Genomic DNA, 17425 nt, shown 5'->3' on the forward strand with positions numbered 1-17425 from the left:
GGGAGAAGGTAACAGGACCGATCCGTCCGAGCGGATACCGGGCCTGGCAGGGCATCTCGGCCGCCGGCGGCCGAGATGCGGAGAGCCGTGGCGGTCAGACGGACTTGATGAGCTGGGCTTCGAGGTCGGCGATCCGCCGGTCCTGGAAGCGGTTGTTGGAGCGGGCTGCCTTAAGGCGTTCTTCCAGGGTCCGGTTGTCCTCGGTGAGCTTGCGGACCCGCTGCTTCAGTGAGGTGTTCTCGGTGGTGATCCGCAGGATGGATTCCTGGGTCCACTCGGCTTCCAGGTCGCGGATCTGGCCCAGGAGTTCACCGATGCGGGTCCGTTGGGCGAGGATCTCGGCGGTCGCGGCCTTGAGTCCGTCCTCGGCGTTCAGGGCCCGCTCGCGCCAGGACGCCTCGCGGCCGTTGGCCGCGGCGGTGGTGGCCTGGCCACGGGCGTGACGAGCGGTGGTCATGGCTGCGGCGACGGCGTCGCGGGCCTCGGGGTTGGAGTAGATGAAGGTCCGTGAAGCGTCGGCCCGCCGGGCGACCGCGGCGACGGTGACCGGGGTCTTCTCCTTCTGGAGCTGGCGGAGGGCGGCGAGGACACGCTCCAGGGTGGCCCGGCCCGCCTGGCGGCGGGCGGCGTGGGCAGCCGATGTCCTCGGTGCGGGGGCGGTCATGCCGGGATCCCTTCGGCGTCGTCGTGCTCGTCCTGGTCGTCGGTGCTCGTCTGGGCCAGGTCGGAGGCCCTGAAGACGGTGCTCCAGAGCCGTTGGAAGTAGTCCTGCGGTCGTCTCAGGTCGAGTGCGAGCGCGTCGTCCAGGAGACCGAGGCCAGCGAGGGCCTTCTCCAGTCCGTCGATCGCCCGGCCGGTCGGCTCGAAGACTTTGTGCAGGTAGTCGGCCGTGGCGTCGTCGGGAGACCGCTCAGCGATGGACATCCACTGTTCGCGTTTGCGGCGCCAGTAGAGGAGGTCAGCGCCGGAGAGGACGAACTCCTTGCAGTTGTGGCAGTCGAGGTTCCAGGGGCAGGCGTCGCCGTTGACGACGGGCTGGAAGGTGCACAGGCCGCCCTCGGCGGGGGTGCTCCTGCGGCTGAGGTCGATGGCCAGGGCCTGGGCTTGGGCCCGTGACATGGGTTCGGTGGTGCCGGAGATGAGCGCTCCGGGGTTAGGGGCGCCGGGGCCGGTGACCCAGACGTGCTGGAGCACGTCCTCGATCTCGCTGGACGCGACCTTCGCGTAGTGCTCGGCCATGCGCTGGGAGACCTGGCCGAGGTAGCGCTTGATGTGGTGCAGGCCGGCGCCGTGCCTGAGGAGGTTGGTGGCCAGGGTGTGACGGGCCTGGTGAGAGACGTAGTGGCCGAGGTCGAGTTGGTCGACCCAGGCCCGGAACTGGGTCTGGAAGTGGCTGTAGGAGATGGGCTTGGTGCCGCGCGGGTTGCGGACACGGGTGGGGAAGAGGGCAAGGTTCTCCCGCTCGGCCGCCGTCGGCGGGCGGCCGTGCCGCTGGGTGAACCGGGCGATGGTTTTGCTGCGGCGCTCGGCGAGCCGCTGGAAGACGCGCTCAGGGATGCGGATGGCCTGGTCGTAGTTGCCGACCTTCGTCTGGTCGTGCCAGAGCATCGGCAGGCCGTTGTGCCGGGCGGTGCACTCCAGCTTCAGCTTGATGACCTCGCTCGCCCGGCGGCCGGTGGCGATCAGGGTTTCCCAAATATCGCGCAGGCCCCCGTCGTGCGTGTCGAACTCCTCATCGAGCTGCCGGAGGTTGCCGTCGTCTGCCAGGGCCCGGGCGACGTGGTCGGGGAAGGGGCGCCGGCCGACGCTGCGGTAGTTACCGCCCGCCGGGGCGGCGACGATGAACTCACGGGCCAGGCCAATGCGCTCGCACTCGCCGGACTCCAGGACCGTCCGCAGGATTCTGCGGACAGCGCCGAGGACAAGGACGCGGGTGCTCTCCGTGACGACGGAGGGTTTCCCGTCGCTGCGGTGGACCCCCAGGGCCTCCAGGCCGTGGCGTTCACGATGCTTGAGGTCGGCGACGAACCGGTCCATGTTTCCGGGCTGCAGGAGGGCGGGATCGTGACCGCCGTCGCGGGCGTCGGCTTCGAGGAAGGCGCTCAGGAAGACGATGCCGCGGCGGGCATGGTCGAAGGTGGCACCGGTTCGCGGACACTTCGGCGACCGCAGGATCGCGGCGAGGTAATCCCAGAGGACGTCGCGGAGCCAGCGCTGGGAGACGCCGGTGAGGTCGTAGTGGCTGATCCGGCCGGGGAAACGGATCCCGAAGTGGTCGGTCTCGATGAAGCCCGCCTCGCGAGCGGTCTCCGGAGTGAAGTAGATCAGCCGGAGCTCGTTGAGGGTCTCCCGCGCGATCATCTGCGTGAAGTGCGTGCACTGGTCGAGATCGATGTCGACCACGGAGCCGAGGTCCCGGTCGCGGCAGAAGTTGACCAGGGCCTGGACCCAGGGCAACGGCCAGCGGGCCCGGTCGCCCTCGGTGTGCCTGTACAGGCCCCACTGGATCTCGGCCTTCACCAGGGGCCGCAGTCCGCGAAGGTTCACCTGTCCGTGCAGGGTCTCCGAACGGGCCGTGCGGCACCACTGATCGAAATGCCGCCGGTCCGCGTAGGTGACGGGCACCGGTTTGCCGTAGACCTCGTAGTAGCGGGCCCACTTCTCGGGCAGGGCGGCGCCTCCGGGGTTGCCCTCGCGCCGGTAGAACAGCTCGTGCCAGCGACAGAGCTTCAGCGGACTCGTCGCCAGGTCGCGGCAGCTGGCCACCGGGCAGGAGCCGTAGCCGTCGAACGGCGACTGCTCCAGCACCCACGATGCGAAGTCCACCGGCGGCTTGTCCGGGCGGTTGCGGTTCTGCCACCGGCTCGCATGGCGGCGGCAGAGCTGACGGTCCTTGCTGGTCGCCGGGCAGCCAGGGCAGATCAGGCAGGGAACCTGGCCCACCCAGCGGGCCGCCTTCAGCGGCGTCGCGGCCGCCAGGAACTCGGCCCGGTTGCCGCCGGTGTTGCGTACTTTCGCCCATTCCCGGTCGTGCTGGAAACACAGCTCGACGCTGTGCTGGCCTGCCGGGCGCTCGCAGTCGCCGACCCGGCACTGCCATCGATAGACCGGGTGGTCAGGCGGGACGACGAGGAGTTCACCGCGGAACAGCGGGGCGAATCGGGGACCGTTGACCAGGGCCGTCAGTAGTTCGAGCCGGTCACTGGTGACGCGGGCCGGATGGTCGAGGAAGAGCGGCAGCACGGGGTCGGGTCGGCTCATGACAGCCCCCAGACCTTGTCCAGAGCGGCAACGAAGTGAGGATCGTGGAGGTCGACGTGTGCGTAAATCTCGTCCAGGACCTGCGTCGATGCCCAGCCGCCGGCATCACGGGCGACGACCAGGTTGCCGTCCGAAGCGTCGAGCACGGATGTCGCGAACGAGTGGCGAAATGCGTGGGGTTTGATCTTCCCGAGTCCGGCGCGGGCCGAAGCCCGGCCGAGCATCCGGCGGGCGCCGGCCGTCGCCCAAGGCTGTCCCGCCCGCGGCCCGTGGAGCTGGACCATGAGCATGTCGTGGGCCGGATCCCGCGGATACTCGCTGGTCATGTAGTCGAAGTAGGAGTGGACCATCTGCGGGCTGACGCGCTTGATCAGGCCGCCGGTGACCACTCCGTCCTCCAGCGACCAGGGGTACTTGGTCTTCGCGGCGGCCTGGTTGGAGTTCCCGATCCGGTGGCAGATGTGGACATGCGGTGCCCGGCACTCTCCGCAAGCAGCACCCTCACGAAGGTGCAGGTCGGGGAGATGGAGTCCGCAGAGCTCGCCGATGCGGAAGCCGCCGTCGCTCAGCCAGTCGACCGTCATCCGGTCGCGTGCCGCGGCCACGGCGCTGATCAGCCCTTCCCGGGCGCCCTCGGGCAGCATCTTCGGGTGCCGGCGCCGAGGCCGCTTCGGCGCCAGAGGGTTCGCCGGCATCGTCTGGATCACGTGCCCCAGCAAGGCCCGGTCCCGGTCGACCCGCGTCGGCAACCGGGACACGTTCAGGGCCATGCCGAGCGCGGCGTTGACGCCCAGCGACGCCCGGTGCAGGTAGAAGCCCTTCAAGCAGGCTGCTGCCACCGACAGGGCATCCTTTCCGTACGGCTTCTTGCCCAGCCGCCACGGTTCTCCGAGAGGCATCAGGACCTCGGCACCGACGATGCCCATGTACCGCTCAAGATCACGCAAGGCCACGGTCTCCAGCGGCAGGCACTCACGCTCCAGCCACCGCAGATGATCGACCAGCACGTACGCGTACGTCCTCTGCGTGCCCGAGTCCTCGTACTTCCGAAGGAAGCCGTCCGCCGCCCGATGCTCCGTGCCCTCCGGCCACACGATCGTCCAGGACCGTCGATCACCGGCCCGTCGGATCTCCTGCACCCGGAGGTCGCCTATCACTATCTGCCTTGCCACAACTCTCCACACCGACCGCCGAAACGTGACGGACATCCCGGAGCCGGTCGGTAAACGGATCCAGAATGCCCAGGTCACAGGCCATCACGAACATCACGAACAGCCCAAACTGCGGTCGGTAAAGTCGCGGCGGAGAAGGACACCCTGCGGCAGCAGCTGACCGGCTGGCTCGAGTTCGCGGGCATCCCCGTGCTCATCGTCCGCGGCTTCAGCTCCCAGTCCTACGCCGACGTCGTCCGCGACCGCGTCGCCCACGAGCAACGCGAAGCCCACCTTGCCGTGGTCGGTGATTTCGACTGCTCCGGCGAGGACATCGAGCGCGACTGGGTGGAACGGACGGGCTGCTGGGACTCGGTGACCCGGGTGCTGCTCACCTACGAGCAGATGCGCGCGTACGGGCTCCCGGCGACCGAGGGCAAGCGCGGCGACCCGCGGTGGCCGGCCTTCGCCCGCCGCTACGGCTTCGACATCCAGCACCCGGTCCAATGGGAAGTGGAGGCACTGGAGCCGGACGAACTCCAGCGCCTGGTCCTCGCCGCCGTCGACCCGTACATCGACCGCGACGTCCTCGCGCAGCAGATCGCCCGCGAGGAACGGCAGCGCCGCGCCCTGGAGGGGTTCGCCGGTCGGTGGGGCGCGGTGAGTGAGGGGCCGTCATAGCTAAGTGGGTAGGCGGCGCAGGGCGCGTGCGGCTTGGGCGAACGAGGCGTGGCGCTCGCCGGTGTTTTGGACGTGCCAGAGCCTGTCGGTGTCGCGGGCTTGCAGGGTTCCGAGGTAGTCCTCGGGCTGGCAGCAGCGCGGGGAATACAGACACCAGACGGGGCGGTCGGTGTCGTTCGGGCGGATGCACTCGATGGGGACGGCGTCGATGGTCGTGGTGAAGATGTCACCCCAGCTCCGTGGGTCTGTGCCGGAGGCGTGGCCGCCGGACGGCAGATCCGGCGAGGGACGAGGGCTCATGGGCAGAGATCCTTCTGGGTAGGGCAGGCCAGTGGGTCAGAACTGGCTTGTCGCGCCACCGCGGATTTGGTGCAGCAGGGGAGAGGCTGGGTTGAGCAGGGTGCGGAGCTGGGGCAGGGCCAGGGCTTCGTGGCGCAGCACCAGCCCTGTGGTCAGCAGTTCTGTTACGGGCTCGGCAAGTTCGGGAGGGAGCCAGGCGGCCGCGGTGTGTGCATCGTCCGTGGTGGCGGGCGGGTGTACGCGGGGCGTTTGGTTGAGCAGGGCCTGGTAGAGGCCGAGGGCCGGCTGCAGCGGGGGTAGACCGGCGGCGCGTGCGCGTTCGCTGGCCTTCTGGGCGCAGCGCAGTCCGTCGAGATCGAGGTCTGCGTACAGCAGCATCGTGTTCACGGGGTGGTGGCGTTCGCGGAAGGAGGTCAGTGCGGTGGGGAGGGAGGCGATGAGGTGGTCGCCTTCGCCGAAGGCGAGCCATCCGACCTGGCTGCGGTCGGGCCAGGTGCCGAGGATCTCGCGGAGGCTGGTGAAGGCGGCGGTGTTCTCCACGATGAGTAGCCAGGGTGCGGGCCCGAGTTCGAACATGGCTAGCGGGGCGGGTGTGGGCCGGGCACGCAGGTGTGTGGTGAGGTTGAGGAAGCCTTTGGTGACGAGGTGGTGGCGCTCGATGTTCTTGAGACGTTTCTCGTCGCCGTACAGCTGGTAGGACCGGTCGGCGAGTGGGACGACCTCGGCGTCCGGCTCGTCGCGCAGCAAGGCGTTGATGGGGCCGAGCAGCGCGTGGTCGGCTGTCGACAGGTACATGGTGGTGGCGAAGGCCAGTTGTTCGACGTATGCCCTGGGGGTGGGTTGTCGGCCGGGAGGTCGGGTGGCCGGGGGGCGTCGGACCCAGCGGGGCAGGGGTGGGTGGGCGCTGTGGTCCCAGCCGTCTTTCCCTTTGGGGAGTGTGGCCAGGCCGCGGGTGGCCAGGGTGCGGGCGGCGTCGGCGAGGATGCGGCGCCGCCGTGGCGAGTTGGCCAGGCTGGAGTCGCCGGCGTCCGCGGCGCCCGCCAGCGCGCCGAAGTCGACGCGCTGGCGGGTCTGCGTGGTGAGGAGCGCAGCCATGCGGTCGGCGGCACTCACCCTGCCGCCTGCTCGGGGGCGTCGCTCGCCTGGTCCGTCTCGGGGGCCACGGCAGAGCGCCGCAGGAGATGGGCGGAGGTGATGTTCTCGTCCGGGGCGCGGGTGACGCCTGCTGCGACGGCGTCGCCGTACCGCTCGAGGATCTGCACGTAGCGGCGCCTTGTGCGCAGGTCCACTCCGTTGCGCATGCGGATGATGAGGGGGAAGCGGCCGAGGGCGGGGAGGTCGTTGGAGCCGGTGGTGTACACGAGCTGGATGCCGTGGGCGGCGGCGACGCGGCGCTGCAGGTCGACGAAGGGTCCGTAGTTCGCCTTGCCGAAGGGGTTGTCCAGTACCAGTGTGCCCACCCCTCCGGGGATGCGCCGGTCGCGCTGGGCGGCCCGCATACGGGCGAGCGTGCAGTACAGCAGCACGGACACGGTCAGCAGTTCGCCGCCGCTGAACTTCTGGATCTCGGTGACGGATTCGCGTTCGATGGTGTCCAGATTCTGTGCCGGTTTGATGATCTTCGCGATGATGTTGCCGCGGCCGCCGAGCGCGGCCAGGACCAGACGCTTGGCCAGGGTCATCGCCTCGGGCAGTGCGCTGGCCCGCCCTGCGGCGCTGGCGGGCAGGGAGACGATGAGCCGGTTGACCTCGGCGGAGAGCCGGCGCGCGAGTTCTTCGCCACGGGCACGCTGGCGCAGCTCCAGGGATACGAACCGCTGGCGGGACCAGCTGCCCAGGTTCGTGGGGAGGAGGGAGTGGCGTGCGACCTCTTCCACGCTGTCCAGGACGGCTTCGACCGTGCTCGCGCAGGCATCCACGACCCGGGCCTGGTCCTCGGCAGACTCTGCCAGCAGCCCGATGACCTGCCGCTCGCGTTCCTCGATGTCCTCCAGGAGCCCCGCGAGCCGGGTGGGGGCGGTGAGGTCGTGCTGCAGGCGCTCCCGCAGCCGTCCGTCGACGACTGGCAGGTACTCGGGCTGGACGGCGAGCTGTTCCACCTTGTGCACGTCCCTGCGCAGGGTGCTCCTGGATCGTTCGACGGTACGGCTGGCCTGGTCGACTGCGTGAACGCGAGAGTCCTTGATCTGCTCGGCGTTCAGCGGTTGGAGGGACGGTGCGGTCACGGAGGACAGCCCGTTCTGTTCGAGCAGGAGCGCGTCGACGGTCATCTCCGGCGCGGCATCGGTGTCCTCTGCAAGCCCCTGGTGGTCTCCCGCTGCCCTGAGGGCGCTGGCCGACTGCCGGAACTGAGCGGCATGGCCAGCTGCCTGGTCGGCGCGGCGGTGAATCTTTTCGGCGTCCAGGTGCCGCACCTGGGCCAGCCTGCGGTCTTCCTCCAGCAGCTGCTGTGCCGTCTTCAGTTCCTCGCACGCCTGCTGGGCTGTGGGGAAGGAAAGCCGCGTGGCGCCCGGGATGTCATCGAGTGCTGCGGATGCTGTCCCGTGGGCTTGGGCGGCCTGGCAGACCAGCACGTCCGCTTCGACCTCGGCCCGGTCCGCGTCCTTGTGAGCTTGCTCGGCGGCGGCGATGCGGGCAGTGAGACGCTCGGCATCCATCGCCATGGCCTCTTCCACGAGTTCCGCAGCTCGCACGCGGGCCGCGGAACTGGCCTCACCCAGTTTCTCGTTGATGGCCTTGATGGCCGCATCGGCAGCGGCGAGCCGCTGCTGGAGGGCGGTATCACTGATGCCACCCTGCCAGTCTCGCCGAGCCTGCAGCCAGCGCTCTCGCAGAGCCTGCACGCTGCCGTCCGGCAGGGCGGCAGGACGGGCCGCGACGATGACTTCAGTAGACAGCTCCTGCCGGATCTCCTCTGCCCAGCTGGCCCAACGGCTCGCCCGTTCTTCACAGTGGCGCAAAGCCTCTTCCGCGGTCCGCTGTTGGTGTTGGGCGTCACGCCAGCGCCCCTTGGCCGTCTGGGCAGTGCAGCGGTGCTCCCGCGCGCCTGCATGGGCCTGCTGCCGTTGCGCTGCCCAGTGCTCGACCGCTCGGGCCGCCTCGACCAGCGACTGGACCTTGGGGAGCGCCGCCGCGAGATCCATCAGCTGTTCCGTGTGACGCTTCAGCCGTTGTTCTGCCCTGCAACGGGCATCCTCGGTTTCGGCTTCCAGGCGGACCAGAGAGCTCGCTTGCTCGGTGAGCGTGTTCATTTCCTCGTCGAGTCGGCCGAGGAGTTCCTCCAGTCTTGCCCGGGCACATGTGCCGAAGGCTTCCTCATGGGACTGCAGCCGGGCGATGAGCGCGCGGTCGGTCTCCCGCCGCTGGATGATCGCCGCAAGGCGCTCCTCCACGGTGCCCAGGCGGGTGGTGACGCGCTGCAGTTCTTCCTCACCGGCTTGGGCATCGAGTACCGAGCGGCGCACGGGCAGGACCGCGATATCACCGGGGGGCCGGGACAGCAGGGCGCGGGCCTGGATGTCTGCGGCGACGGAGACGACCGTAGGCAGTGCGACATCGGCCTGCCGTGCCAGGGCCACCAGATCCCCTCCGGGGACCGGCCCGCAGATGACCACTCCTGCGATCAGATGGGGGATGGCCGCGATGACGTCGTCGTGCTGGTGGGTGGGCACCGTCTCACGCAGGAACTGCACCCCGGAGACCGCGTTGGCACCACGGTGCCGCAACGCGTCGACGGCCTGTTCGACCTCACGGGGAGGCGGACAGAACCCGTCACGCATCAGGGCCTCGCGAAGCCGTTCGTCCTCACCTGCCCGGGCCCGCTCAGAGGCCAGCTCCATGTCTGCATTCGCCACTTGGTCAGCGAGCAGGTCAACGAGATCGGCGCCGGCCTCGTCCAGATCAAGTTCGCTCGCCGTATCCGCGATTCCGGCCAGTTCCCGCAGGCGCGGCACACCGGCCAGGTCACGGCGCTCTCGAGTGAGCGTGTTCCATTGCTCCCACACCTGGTCGTGCTGCTGCCGTACCGCACTGAGCCGGCCGGCGCACGAGACCCGTTCCGCAGCGATGGTGCTCGCCTGCTCGCGGGCCGCCTCCAGCTGCCGCCTGGCCTGGTCCGCCTGCTCCTGGGCTCCCGATTCCTCGTGGGCAAGCCGCTCTAGTGCCTCGTGCGGCTCCTCAAGCTCACCGAGGAGACCGGTTCGGCGGGCAGCCGTGAGCTTCGCCTGTTCTTCCCCGTGATGCTCCTCCGCGGACGCGGCAAGACTCTCGGCACGGCCGACCGCAGCCACCGCCTCCTCATATTCCTGCTCACCCTCCGAAACCAGCGAGGCGGCCCTCTCGGCTTCACTTCGGGTGCGGTCCCTCTCGTCGGAGAGCCGGGCAAGGCCCTCTTCGAGCCTGGCGTACAGGACGGCACCACCCTGTTCCATGGCCTCACGCAGCGGGGCCTGCTCGCTGTGAGCGCGGGCCAGCAACTGCTTGGTCTCGCGGCGCTCGTCCTCCTGGTCCGCCAGGTCCATCAGCACCGGGACGGTCTTCCAGGCAGTGGCCTCCTGCGCCGTCTGTCCAGCCTGCTCCTTGTGCGCGGCGTGCTCACGCCGGAGGTCGTCCGTACGCAGCCGCTCGGCCGCCTCCCGTACGGCGACCACATGCTGTTGGCGCTCTGCGACCCGGCCCTCGGCCTGCTGCGCCTCGTGCGCGGTGGTTTCGGCCTCCTGCCGCAAGGTGGTCGCCTGCTGTTCACGGTGGTCGGCTTGTCCCTGGACGTGCTCGCTCGCGCGCCGGGCCAGCCGGGCCTGCAGAGATAGTGCCTGCTCGGCGGCGGCGACCTCGGCCGTGGCCTTCCGTACCGGCCGCAGCAGCAGGAGAGCCTTGGCGAGAAAGCGCTCTTCCAGTTCGCGGCCTGGCCGAGCGGCCAGCTTGTCGGCGTGGTGGGACAGCGCTGCCCGCGCCGCGGTGGGCGCAGCATCGTCGACGACCATGTCGATGAGGAAGTCGACGAACTCCTCGGCAGTGCCGAACTTGAACAGTTCGGTGATGCCGCCCTCCTCCTGGTTCATGGCCTTCTGCATCCGGAACACCTGAGGATCCAGGCCGTGGCTGGTCAGCTGCTCCGCCCAGTCGTACTGCTCGTCCGCGACGACTAGCTGCAGCCTCCCCTCCACCTTGTTGGCCGCCTCCAACGCCTTGACGTACATGCTCATGGTGAGCTGGCCTTCCTCACTGCGCACGGGCAGGGAGTCCAGCTCGAGCCCGCCGGGCTGCGGCCGCAGCAAGTACCAGCGGCGCTCCAGCCGCTCCCATCCGCTGCTCACATCCGCGGGGCGCTGCCGGTCCCGCCACTGGTAGACACCGCCGGTGAGCAGGACGGCGCCGGATGCGGGCCGTTCGGAGTCTGCCCACTCGGCGATCACGTGGGAGACCTGCCCGTCGGGGATGTACTCGGCCAGCGACTTGGCCTTGGCCGCCCCGATGAAGTCCTTCTTGGCGGGCAGCAGCAGGCTGAACAGGAGCGCGAGCAGGCTCGACTTGCCGCCGCCGTTGCGCAGCCACAGGATCACGTCGACCGGATGCATAGGACGGCCGTTGAGCGAGCTCGGCCCGCCGGTCAGGTCCAGGACCAGCGACTTGAAGCCGGCCGCACGGTGGCCGACGTTCTCCAACCGAAAACGCAGGAGTTGCAGCATGGGTCAGTCCTCCTCGGAAAGGTGGGCGCGGCGCAGGTCACACAGCGCCGCGTAGGCGGCAGAGCCGGCTGCTTCACGTACGTGGACGCGGCAGCGGTGGGCGAGGCGGTAGTGCCCCGGCCCGAGCTCGCCGGCGCGGTAGGCCATGCCCTGCTCCACGAGCCAGTGCATCGCCTCCCTGATCACGTGCTGGGTGCTGGAGCGCGAGAGCTGCTTTGTCGCCGTCAGGCTGGAGGGCGATAGCTTGGCGTACACCCGCCAGGCGGCCTGCAGCTCCGAGTGCGGCAAAGTCAGGCCGTCCGCGCCCACGGCCTTCTCGCGGAGCTTGTCCGTGAGCCGCCGCAGGAAGTCGTCTACGTCGGTGATCGAGATCCGCTTGACAGTGTCGTCCTCGAGATCCGCTGCAGTGGGGTAGGCACGGGCCGCGATGGCCATGTGGGCGAGCCCGAGGACGAGCCGGTCGTTGACCCCCAGCTTGGGATGGTCTTTGAGACGGTAGGACAGCCAGGACCCCTCCCTGGGGTGCAGGATCAGCCCCTCGACCAGGTGCGCCTCCATCACGTCCAAGTCCAGGCCGTCTGCGCCCGCGTCCACCGCGTCGCGGAAGGGCCCGTCCATGCGGTAGCGGTGCAGCAGGTCCCGGTACTGCGGGAGCCCCATGGGACGAAGGCGCGGCTGACAGCCGAACCGGACGAGGACCGAGGCGTCGGTCAAATCGGCTTGGGAGTACGCGTACGTGCTCGTGGTCATGCCAGGACCTCCATGTCGTCCTCAGCGCGGGTGGGATCGGGAATCAGAGGCTGGGCTGGAACGAGCAGCAGGTCACTGCCGGCAAGCGGGCCGAGATCGAACACAGCACCGTCGTCGAGGACCACCAAGTGCTCGCCGAGCAGATCAGCCAGCTCGTCCACTGCCTCGTCCTCCTCACACCCCTCGGGATCGGGGGCATAGGCCCGAAGCACGGAGACAGCCAGCAGGTCTGCCGCCTCCACGGCATGCTCCAGAGCCACCTCGAGCAGCTGGGAGAGCCGAACCGGAGCACGCAGCGACTCCATGAGCACCGCGCGGGCGGCAGCGAAGTCCTCGTCGCTGTAGACGGACAGTTCGCCAGCTTCCTCGGCGATCAGCTCGATCTCCTCGTCGGGTACCGCCTGCTGCGCTTCCCGCGCCGGGGCCAGCAGGGAATCCCACCAGTCCCGAAGCCGCGGCAGGTGTGAGACCACCGGCCCGCCGACCGCATCGGCGAACACGCTCGCCACCGCCTCGGCCTCCTCGACCCCGAGGCCAAGCACCGGCTCCAGCACGTCTTCCTTCATGCCGACGAGCGCCAGGCGCGGCGGAGGACGGAAGCGCTGCTCGGCCTGGGAGCGCAGAAAGGCCGGACGGGCATCGATGACCTTCGCCAGCAGCTGCGTGTGACGCAGATGAGCCCGGCCCAGCAACTGCAGGACCCGCTCGCAGGTACGCCGTACGTCCCAGTCCTCCACCTCGTTGCGCACCCCGCGCATGTACTCCATTAGCTCGCGCTCCACACTCTGGCGCTCACCAAGGTGGAATCGGGCCGCCTCCAGCAAAGCGGGCACGTCCCGGCTCCAGTCCACCGCCCGCACGTCACGCTCGGTCTCCTCCAGCACTGCCCGGACTCGCTCGCAGTACACGAGGGACAGCTTGAGGCTCTCCGCCGCGCTTTCCTCGGCTCGTCCCCATCGACCGGTTGCCACCTGACGACGCAGCATTGTGTCCTTCGCTGCCTGCTCGTCCTCCAGGTCGTGCTCCAGCCCGGAAAGCAGCAGGTTGATCGCCGGAGTCGTGGCCCGCAGCACGGCCTGACCACGTCGGCCGAAACCCTCCTCAAGCATCCGCAGTGACAGGGTGACCCGGCTGTGCCCCTGCCGGTAGTCGCTGTAGGAGACCTCGAACTCCGCCCCATCCTGAGCGTCGTTCAGCAGCTCACGCAGGACGAACCGAGCCACGGCAAGGTACTCGGAGGCATCCCGCCCGGGGGCTGCAGATGCCGCCAGGGACGCCAGGAAGGTCACCACCTCCTCAGTGGTCGCCTCCGCCTCCATCTCTTGTCGGCTCACCACCGCTTCCAGCGCCGCCAGCGCGAGCGTTCGAGGGTCGTAAAGCCCATCGGGGAAGCGCTGCCAAGCCTGGCGCTGATCAATCCGGTGCAGCGGTGCTCCGCGAGCCAGGACCGAACTGCGCCGAACGAAGCCGACCTCGGCCACCAGTGCCCGCCACTCATCAACCCCATCGGGGACTGCCGATGGCGAGGCGAGCAGCCGTCGCTCCTCCCGGTCCAGCAGGGCCTGAACCATTGAGTCGAAGTCGTCTCCTGCGCGGGCCGAGCCATGGAGGAACGCCTTGTTTCCTGTCATACCGTCAGTGGAGCAGCAGGCACTGACAAACAGACCCAAATTAGGGCAGATCGGTAACTCGTCTGGTGCGCAGGCAAAGGGATGAACCTATGGCCCCACAAGGCGTGCTGGCCAGCGGGCGAAGGCCCCGGGCGGGATGCCCAGGGCCTCGGATACCGGTCCGGTTCAGGGACCAGTCAGGCCCAGTCCACGCCCAGCTTCGCGAGGGCGGTGAGTTGGTCGGCGGTGAGTTTGTCGCGCCGGCTCTTGGTGTTGGAGACCCACACGCCGAGCTTCACTACGACCGGCTCCGCCTCGCCCTCGACCGCGATCTCCTCCCCGTGGGCCCTTGGGACGGGCCGATGGGCGCCTTCCCGCTCCACCCACTGCGCAAGGGCTTCCAGGCCCCGCTGGAACGCCTGCTGCGCCTTGCTCGGCCCCTTCGCCGCACGGCTGGCCGCCGGGGCCGGAGGCGGCGCCTGGTCGGGTTCCACGCCCAGCGCGGTTAGCCGTGCCTGCTGTTCGGGCAGCAGGCACGCCCAGTTGGCCGGCTGCTTCTGCTGCTGGAGCCACCGGCCGATGTCGTCGCCGTCCCACAGCACGCCCAGGGCGATGTCGGGCAGCTGCCCGTCGGCGTCGACCAGGTCGGCCAGGACGCGGCAGTGGCGCTGCCAGTCGAGTGGCCAGGGGCAGTTCCAGTCCTTGTCGATCGCGGCGAGCTGCGCGGCCCGGGTCGTGGCGGTGTCCTCGTCCTTCCCCAGCCCGTTCTTCGCGCCCTTCCTGCGGAGGTTGGCCATGTACTGCCCGATGGGCACCATTGCGTCGTCCTCGCCCCACACGGCGTCCTGCCGGGGCGCGAGGTGCCCGGTGGCCCGCCGGTACGACCGGAGCACGGCGAGCTTGGCCTCCCACGCCTCCTCGCCGGGCTCCCAGACCATCCCGGCCTCCGGCGCGTCCAGGAGCGTCTTGCGCCGGTCCTCGAGTTCGCCAGCGCGCAGGGCCTTGCGCTGCTGGTGCACCCACCGCCCGAGGGGGAACGCCTTGGTGACGCCGACCTCGACCTCCACGTCATACGGGACGGCGTAGAGACCGGTGATCTCGTTCTCGGCGCGCCACCGGATGAGGGCCTGGTAGCCCTCCAGCCAGACCAGGGACTCTGGCCGGTAGACGCGGGTGCGCAGGAACGCGGCGATGGTGGCGGGGTCGCGGGGGCTGGAGAAGTGGAGTAGCGCCGACTCGGCTGCCACGTCGGCGCCGTCCTCCTGGTCCTCGCCTTCCCCGCCGGTGCCGATGATCTGCCCGTCCTCGTCGCGCCGGACGTGGGTCTTGCGCTTGCCGCTGGTGAGGGCGCGGGAGGCGAGCTGCTCGACGAGGCGCTCGTCATGACTGCGCAGGCCCTGGAGCACGGCCACCAAGCCGGCATACGAGGCGGAGGCGACCATGTCGGTCGGGTCCTCGTTCGGCTCCAGGAAGACGGGCACGATGATGCGGGCGATCTTCGTGGAGCCGTCCTTGTTGAGCCGGAGGGCGCGGCCGATGTTCTGGACGATCTCGACCTGGGAGCCGCGGGTGTCGGCGAAGCAGATCGCCTCCACCCCCCGCTCGCCGGTGATATCCACGCCCTCGCCCAGGACGCGTACGGACGCGAGGAAGGCCCGGTGCACGCGGTGTCCGGTGGCGTCGATGCCGTTGGCGAACTGCCGCAGGACTTCCCGGCGCTCGGTGACGAGGTGGTCGCCGCACAGCCACGCGGACCAGACGCGGTCCGGCGGGACGTGGCGGCCGGTCTCCAGCTCGTAGAACTCGGCGTCGATCGAGGACTTCGGCAGCTTCTCCGCAGCGGCCAGGTCGGCGTCGGAGGCATCGGTGACGTACAGCTCGGCGGCGGTCTCGGGCAGCTTCTCCGCGAACGCGGCCGCCTCCTCCACCTTCTGGTGGAACGTCATGACCGTACGCAGGTTGTACGCCGCGGCGTGCTCCAGGAGGGCGGCCTGCAGCAGCGCCAGGCGCCGGCCCCGCTGTGCCTCCTCGGACTCGCCGAGGACGGGGGAGGGGTCGCGGATTTCCAGGACGTCGATCTCGAACCCGGCGAGGATGCCCCGCTCGATGCTCTCGTTCAGTCCCAGCTCGGCGAGCCAGGCGCCGTAGGTTCCGTTCGGGTCGTCGGCCATGCTCGCGAGTTCGGCCTCCGGGCCGCCGGCCTTCTGCGGCCTGGCCGCGGCCAGGATCCGCGGGGTGGCGGTGAGGTAGAGCCGGAAGTCGGCGGGGATGCGGGCGTTGTCGTGGATCGCGGCCCAGGGTCGGCCGAGGTCGCCAGCGGTGCCGTGGGCCTCGTCGACGATGGCGAGGTCGAAGCCCGCCATCTGCTGCCCGTAGAGGCGCTCCCCGCCTGCCAGGGCGGCCTCCAGGGGCCCGCGGATCTTCCTCTGGCCCTCGGGTGCGTCGATGTCCTCGCGGTCCACGAGGGAGGCGTACGTGGCGAACACGACGACCGGCCCGTGCCCGGCCCACAGGGCGAGCTGGATGGGGTTCGTGGTTGTACGCACCCCCAGCTCGCCGAGAACAGGGTCGTTCTCCAGGGAGCAGACGGCGATCATCGGAGCCCGGTGGCCCACCAGGCGCCACGCCTGGGCGGTCTGGGCGAGCAGGTCCAAGGTGGGCACGGTGACGAGGATCCGGCCGTCCGCGAAGGACTCCAGCGCGCACGCGGCGGCGGTGATCGTCTTGCCCGAGCCGGTCGCTGACACGATGGTGCCCCGGGCACCCTGCGGGGGCACAGATGACTTTGCAGGGAATCCGACCCACTTACGAAACGCGGACCGCTGGTCTACCTGGTGTTCCTTGAGCTGAATCGCTGACATTTCCGTGTCTCCCCGAGCGCTGAATTCCTTTGGTGTTTCAGAGGGCCGCGTGCGGAATGCAGGCCGCGCCCCGGTCGTTCCAGATCGACGCGTCCGCCTTGTGCCAGCCGCCGGGCTTTCCGTCCTTGAAGGGAGGCTCGTCGTCCGGGTCGTAGTGCCCGGCATCGAGCGTGCAGACGACGACGTTCCCCTCGCCGTTCACCGTCCGGGCCGTGAACAGACCGCCAGCCTCACCCAGCGCCTCCAGCACCCGGCGCCGCGCCGTGGTGTGCGGGTGGGTGCCCGGCAGCACGCTCGCCCGGGCGAACTGCTCCAGCCGCACCAGGTCCGCCCGCTCACGCTGCCTCACGTCCGCCAGGTGTACGGCCAGTTCAGCGGACCCGGCTGCCCTGCCGCCGCGCCGGGACCAGTCCCGGTCAGCGATGCCCACCAGGGCCTCGCTGACGGCCCTCACTCCGGCGTCCCAGCCGTCCTCGAACACCGGGCCCCACGAGCGCGGAGCCATGCCGTCCAGCTCGACGACCTCGCTCTGCGCCCCAGCGACCGCACCGGTCTCCAGGGCGGCCACCAGCTCGTCCGCCTCAGCCGCGGGAACACCCTGGGCGGCCAGGAGCGCGAACATCTTCAACCGGGCGTTGGTGCCCGCTGTCTGATATTGACTCACCCGGCGCACGGAATCGTTGCTCAGCGCGGTATCCAGTCCGGTAGATTTGTGGTGTCCGGTCATCTGCGGCCGTTCCTCTCGGAAATGAGGGAGGGTTCCCGGGCGGTTGGGGGGTGTCTCGTGTTTCCGCCAAAGGTACATGCTGCATCAACCCGATGCACCCGCTACACTAGAACCCGACACGAACGAGCGACCCCCACCCCTCCGTAGCCAGCCAGGCCCACGCAGTGGGCCTCAACGGTTCTGGAGGCGCAGCCGGAAGGACCGTCAGGCGGGGGAGCGCAGCGGACCCGCCCCGGGAGGGCGCAGCCCTCCCTCACTCCCCGTCAACTCCCCACCAGGAGGCCCCACTAGTTGCACCGTCAGATTCCGATCGGCCCGGCCGCGCCTCGCGCGGCCCGCCGGGCGCGCAGCGGCCGGCCCCCCCAGGTCCCAGGAGCGCAGCGGAGGGGACCCCCAC

At 69.7% G+C, this 17425-nt stretch carries 11 protein-coding genes; 1 reads left to right on the forward strand and 10 read right to left on the reverse strand.

What is annotated here, in order from left to right; all coding sequences use genetic code 11:
* Positions 1-94: 94 nt before the first annotated feature.
* The 3 genes from ACGFYY_RS32900 to ACGFYY_RS32910 are packed head-to-tail and all read right to left on the reverse strand — an operon-like array spanning position 95 to position 4400.
* Positions 95-664: a DUF6262 family protein gene (locus tag ACGFYY_RS32900; RefSeq protein WP_393715048.1), complete on the reverse strand. Its 570-nt coding sequence runs from the start codon at positions 662-664 to the stop codon at positions 95-97.
* Positions 661-3261 carry a tyrosine-type recombinase/integrase gene (locus tag ACGFYY_RS32905; protein ID WP_393715050.1) on the reverse strand — a complete coding sequence of 867 codons (2601 nt, stop codon included), beginning with the start codon at positions 3259-3261 and terminating at the stop codon, positions 661-663. Before ACGFYY_RS32905 ends, ACGFYY_RS32900 begins: the two co-directional genes overlap by 4 nt.
* A complete protein-coding gene (locus ACGFYY_RS32910) occupies positions 3258-4400 on the reverse strand; it encodes a tyrosine-type recombinase/integrase (RefSeq protein WP_393715052.1) in 1143 nt (380 codons plus the stop codon). The genes ACGFYY_RS32905 and ACGFYY_RS32910 overlap by 4 nt, the downstream gene beginning before the upstream one ends.
* A 222-nt stretch (positions 4401-4622) precedes the next feature.
* On the opposite strand from ACGFYY_RS32910, the gene ACGFYY_RS32915 reads away from it, so the two are divergent.
* On the forward strand, positions 4623-5093 hold the full coding sequence (locus tag ACGFYY_RS32915) for a hypothetical protein (RefSeq protein ID WP_393715054.1): 471 nt from the start codon (positions 4623-4625) through the stop codon (positions 5091-5093).
* Here ACGFYY_RS32915 and ACGFYY_RS32920 read toward each other — a convergent pair whose 3' ends face one another.
* The 7 genes from ACGFYY_RS32920 to ACGFYY_RS32950 all read right to left on the reverse strand — a co-directional run bounded on the left by ACGFYY_RS32920 (position 5094) and on the right by ACGFYY_RS32950 (position 17028).
* Positions 5094-5393 carry a hypothetical protein gene (locus tag ACGFYY_RS32920; RefSeq protein WP_393715056.1) on the reverse strand — a complete coding sequence of 100 codons (300 nt, stop codon included), beginning with the start codon at positions 5391-5393 and terminating at the stop codon, positions 5094-5096.
* A 36-nt stretch (positions 5394-5429) separates the two neighbouring features.
* A complete protein-coding gene (locus ACGFYY_RS32925) occupies positions 5430-6506 on the reverse strand; it encodes a hypothetical protein (RefSeq protein ID WP_393715058.1) in 1077 nt (358 codons plus the stop codon).
* A complete protein-coding gene (locus ACGFYY_RS32930) occupies positions 6503-11080 on the reverse strand; it encodes a hypothetical protein (RefSeq protein WP_393715060.1) in 4578 nt (1525 codons plus the stop codon). Before ACGFYY_RS32930 ends, ACGFYY_RS32925 begins: the two co-directional genes overlap by 4 nt.
* Positions 11081-11083: 3 nt before the next feature.
* Complete coding sequence (locus ACGFYY_RS32935) at positions 11084-11830, reverse strand: hypothetical protein (RefSeq protein WP_393715062.1); 747 nt, start codon at positions 11828-11830, stop codon at positions 11084-11086.
* On the reverse strand, positions 11827-13461 hold the full coding sequence (locus ACGFYY_RS32940) for a hypothetical protein (RefSeq protein WP_393715064.1): 1635 nt from the start codon (positions 13459-13461) through the stop codon (positions 11827-11829). Before ACGFYY_RS32940 ends, ACGFYY_RS32935 begins: the two co-directional genes overlap by 4 nt.
* Positions 13462-13637: 176 nt before the next feature.
* Positions 13638-16301 carry a Helicase associated domain protein gene (locus tag ACGFYY_RS32945; protein ID WP_393715066.1) on the reverse strand — a complete coding sequence of 888 codons (2664 nt, stop codon included), beginning with the start codon at positions 16299-16301 and terminating at the stop codon, positions 13638-13640.
* 37 nt (positions 16302-16338) lie between these two features.
* On the reverse strand, positions 16339-17028 hold the full coding sequence (locus ACGFYY_RS32950) for a hypothetical protein (RefSeq protein ID WP_393715068.1): 690 nt from the start codon (positions 17026-17028) through the stop codon (positions 16339-16341).
* Positions 17029-17425 lie beyond the last annotated feature (397 nt).

The organism is Streptomyces sp. NPDC048331 (assembly GCF_043201215.1).
GTDB lineage: Bacteria > Actinomycetota > Actinomycetes > Streptomycetales > Streptomycetaceae > Streptomyces.

Coding starts and splice junctions, on each gene's coding strand:
- ACGFYY_RS32900 (WP_393715048.1), bottom strand. CDS start 664: ATGACCGCCCCCGCACCGAGGACATCGGCTGCCCACGCCGCCCGCCGC.
- ACGFYY_RS32905 (WP_393715050.1), bottom strand. CDS start 3,261: ATGAGCCGACCCGACCCCGTGCTGCCGCTCTTCCTCGACCATCCGGCC.
- ACGFYY_RS32920 (WP_393715056.1), bottom strand. CDS start 5,393: ATGAGCCCTCGTCCCTCGCCGGATCTGCCGTCCGGCGGCCACGCCTCC.
- ACGFYY_RS32930 (WP_393715060.1), bottom strand. CDS start 11,080: ATGCTGCAACTCCTGCGTTTTCGGTTGGAGAACGTCGGCCACCGTGCG.
- ACGFYY_RS32935 (WP_393715062.1), bottom strand. CDS start 11,830: ATGACCACGAGCACGTACGCGTACTCCCAAGCCGATTTGACCGACGCC.
- ACGFYY_RS32940 (WP_393715064.1), bottom strand. CDS start 13,461: ATGACAGGAAACAAGGCGTTCCTCCATGGCTCGGCCCGCGCAGGAGAC.
- ACGFYY_RS32945 (WP_393715066.1), bottom strand. CDS start 16,301: ATGTCAGCGATTCAGCTCAAGGAACACCAGGTAGACCAGCGGTCCGCG.
- ACGFYY_RS32950 (WP_393715068.1), bottom strand. CDS start 17,028: ATGACCGGACACCACAAATCTACCGGACTGGATACCGCGCTGAGCAAC.